3 protein-coding genes are annotated in these 3,788 nt (G+C 70.8%); all 3 read right to left on the minus strand.

All coding sequences use genetic code 11. The features are described 5' to 3' along the window. Positions 1–332, minus strand: a 332-nt coding sequence (locus tag E1267_RS43025; protein WP_220449942.1) for a hypothetical protein, incomplete at its 3' end; no start/stop codon positions are given. A gap of 15 nt (positions 333–347) precedes the next feature. Next, complete coding sequence (locus tag E1267_RS43030; RefSeq protein WP_132341978.1) at positions 348–2,006, minus strand: tetratricopeptide repeat protein; 1,659 nt, start codon at positions 2,004–2,006, stop codon at positions 348–350. A gap of 253 nt (positions 2,007–2,259) precedes the next feature. Continuing rightward, a complete protein-coding gene (locus tag E1267_RS43035; RefSeq protein WP_165960121.1) occupies positions 2,260–3,480 on the minus strand; it encodes a DMT family transporter in 1,221 nt (406 codons plus the stop codon). Positions 3,481–3,788 lie beyond the last annotated feature (308 nt).

Raw genomic sequence — 3,788 nt, forward strand, 5'->3', positions numbered from 1 at the left:
GCCCCCGCCCCGCCGAAGGTCAGCGCGGCCGTGACGGCGTGCGCGGACGACGACGTCCACGACGGCAGTGACTCGCCGGCCAGCCGGAACGCCACCAGCACCCCGGTCGCCACCAGCGCCACCCGCCGGCCCGGACGGACGCCGACCCGCTCCAGCGCGCGGGCCGACCAGGCGAACAGGCCCAGCGAGATGAGCACGACGACCCCGACGGCCGGCACCAGGCATCCCCAGTCCTCGCAACCGATCCCGGCCCATGCCAGGCGTACGGTCGCCCACCACAGCACCCCGAGCGCGGCGCACACCCCGGCCGCCCGCCCCATACGCCCCGTCATGAAGTCATCGTCCCATCAGGGCGGCGAGGCGGCCCTGCGCTCGTCCGCCTCCGCCTCCGCCTCACGGCCCAGGGCCCGCAGGGCGACGGCCCGGTTGGCGTAGAGGTCGGGCTGCGGCTGGAGCTCGACGGCCCGCGACAGGTCGTCGGCCGCGCCCCGCGCGTCTCCGGCGGCGAAGCGCAGCACCCCCCGGTTGCCCCAGGCGGCCGCCAGCCGGGGTGCCTGCTCGATGGCGAGGTCCAGCGCCACCCTGGCCTCGGCGAGCCGGCCCGCCGACGTCTCCAACTGGCCCAGCACCGTGAGCAGGTGCGGGTTGCCGGGCGCCAGCGCGAGCCCGGCCCGGACGTCTTGCCCGGCCTCCTCGTCCCGGCCGCAGGCGGCCAGCAGGCCGGCCCGGTTGATGTACGCGTCCACGTACGAGGGATCGAGCTCGATCACCCGGCCCAGGTCGGCCAGCGCCCCCTCGACGTCCCCGCGCACGGTACGCAGCTCGGCCCGGTTGTAGTGCGCCTCCGGCAGCGGCGGCCCGGCCCGCATGGCGCGCTCGAAGTCGGCCAGCGCCTCCTCGTGCCGGCCGAGCCCGAACAGCAGGTTCCCCCGCTCCAGGTAGTAGTCGGGAAAGGCCGGGTCGACGGCGATCGCGGCGGCGTAGTCGTCCAGCGCCTCCTTGCCACGCCCGAGCGCGGACAGCAGCTGCGCCCGGTTCGCCAGCAGCACCATCCGGTGCAGCGGGTGCCGCTCCCCCAGCTCGCCCGCCAGTTCGATGGCCGACTCGACCAGCGACAGCGCGACGTGGAGCCGGCCGTGCCGCAGTTCGATCAGCGCCAGGCCGTTGCGGTCGAAGCCGAGTTTGAACGCCCGCTTCATGGGGTCGGGCAGGAGCGTGGAGATGGCGATCGCCTCGTTGAGCCACCGCCTGGCCCTGGTCAGGTCGCGACCGGCGGGGTCGCGGTGACGGGCGTCCAGCATGGCGGTGCCGTACGCGCTGGCGGCGTGCATCTCCGGGTCCTGACTGACCTCGCGCACCCGGTCCCACACGGCGAGGGCGTCACCGGTGCGGTCGAGCCCGCCCAGCGCGGTCGCCGTACGCTGGGCGAAACCCCACCAGCGCGCGCCGCCCGGCTCGGTACGCGACATGCCGAGCTGCCCCAGCTCGGCGACGGCGTGCAGAAAACCCTCACGTACGCACCGGTCCACCACGGCCCACAACTCGTCGGCGTCGCGGTCGTCGGGCGGGTGCCGGGGTCCGCCGGAGAAGACGGTGATCGCCAGCGTGGCGGGCGGGATCCGACGCATCATGACGTCGAGCAGTTCGATGTCCGTGGGGTCGGCCTCGACCGCGTTGCCCACCACGAGCTCCCGCCCGGGAGGCACGATGTCGCGGACGAACTCCGTGAGCCCGTTGGCCAGCCGCAGCGTACGCCGGGGCGCCGGCACGAGGATACGTTCGTCGTCGGGCAGGTCCGCCTCGACCGTCACCCGCGCGGCGGGCACGAGCCGGGCGAGCTCGGGCGCGGCCGCCCTGATCTCGATGTCGTACGCCGCCACGAGGTCGCGGGAGCGTTCCAACGCCGGTGGCACCAGGTGCCGTAACAGGGCGGCGGCCACGGTGTACGGGCCACGCGGCCGCCGGTGCCCGTCGATCACCGGCATCAGCAGTCGCGCGGTTTCCATCCGGGCGTGCGGTTCGCCCGGGACCCTGTGATGGGACCTCGCCTCGATCACCCCTTGTGAATGACGCTGGAGGTCCCCGCGAGCCTCACGGTGCCAGGCTTACGGACAATGATGCGCTTCATGACGTACCTCTCCACTCCGGGGGTAATTTCCCATTATTCGGACACCCCACCGAATATCAAGGTTCATGCTAAACAAGTGGCGGATTAGCGGATAGTAATCACTTGCCTGCCTATTGATCGGAATTTCTCCCCTATTGGGAGCGAAACCATCGGGGCAATCCTGTGGTACGCGTACGTTCGGACTGCTCCATCAGGTCGCACAGGCACCTGCCGAGCAACGTGACCGACTGGCAACAGCCGGGCCCGTGCAGGTTGCGCGCCCTGACGATGAGGGTGGCCCGCTCGATCAGCCGCTCGAGGCTCGGCTCGCCGCCGCCCTTGAGCGAACGGGTGTGCCAGGGGCACGAATCGGTGTCACCACAGGCGGTCTTGACGATGATCGGCGAATGCGTACCGTCCAGCCGCAGCGGATCAGCCCGTTTGACCCTCAGGTCGGCGAGCCTCTGGGCGGCGGTCCTGGTGGCGTTCACCAGCAGATCGCGATGGCCGCGCCCGCGGCGCAGGGCCGCGGCCCTGGCCGGCAGCGCCAGCAACATCGCCCCGGCCATGAGCCCACCCCCGACGACCATGCTCCAGCCCATCGCCTCGTCGAACCAGATCACCGCGATCGCGGCCACCCAGACGGGCTGCGACGACATCAGGATCGCGCTGGGCACGGCGGGCACGTGCGCCTGGCCGTACGAGCGGGCCAGGAAGCCCAGCGCGCACGAGACCACCGACAGGTGCGCCATGACCGACCAGTCGTGCAGGCCGGTCGGCAACACGATCCCGTCGCGCACGGCGAAGCCGCCCGTGAGCAGGCCTATGGTGAACAGCTGGATCACGGTGAGCGCGTACGCGTGGAAACCCGTCCCGCGGCTGGACAACTGCGCGAGCAGGAGCGTGTGGCCGGAGTAGAGGGCGGCGGCGGCCAGCGTGACGCCGAGCGCGAGCACCGAGACCTCGTTGTCCTCCATCCCCTGCAGCAGCGTGAACACCATCATGCCGGCCAGCGCCAGCGCGACCCCGGCCCAGATCCGCCGCGGCACCCTCGCCTTGTGCAGGATGAGCGCCAGGATCGGCGTGATCACCACGCTGCAGCCCACCGCGAACCCGGACACCGCCGACGGCAGCCACTGCAGGGCGACCGCCTGCCCGACCTGGCCGAGCCCGAACATGACCCCGAGTACGGTCCCGTAGATCCACGTCACCCTCGGAAGTCCCCGAAGGCAGCCGGGCCTGATGGCGAGCAGCGTCAGCGCCGCGAGCACGTAACGCTCAGCGAGCAGATCCTCGACCGGTAAACGGCCGATGATATCTTTCATCAGCGGGAAGGCCGACCCCCAGGCGGCGCTGACGAACAACAGAAGCACAGCTCCCAGGAGGGGGCGGGGAGCGGGCAAGACTGCCATGCCCAAAAGCATCTCACTACTATTCGCAGCCGTAGATGTACAGTGAGCAGCCGGTGATGGTCCTCTACAACTCGGTGTTAAGAGCCTCACCCGCGGGTCCGTACATCCTTATCCGTCACAGGGAAATTCGGCAGCCGCCGACAGATCCGTCAGGCTGATCATTCGGGATCGTCCGCTTTGCGAGACCATCGCACGTCACTCTCCGTGACGAAACAGGTCAGCGTGAGAAGTGGGGAGAAGTCACCCAAGGAGGGGGTTCGGCCCCGGAG

It is taken from the genome of Nonomuraea longispora, assembly GCF_004348345.1.
GTDB lineage: Bacteria > Actinomycetota > Actinomycetes > Streptosporangiales > Streptosporangiaceae > Nonomuraea > Nonomuraea longispora.

Coding starts and splice junctions, on each gene's coding strand:
- E1267_RS43030 (WP_132341978.1), bottom strand. CDS start 2,006: ATGGAAACCGCGCGACTGCTGATGCCGGTGATCGACGGGCACCGGCGG.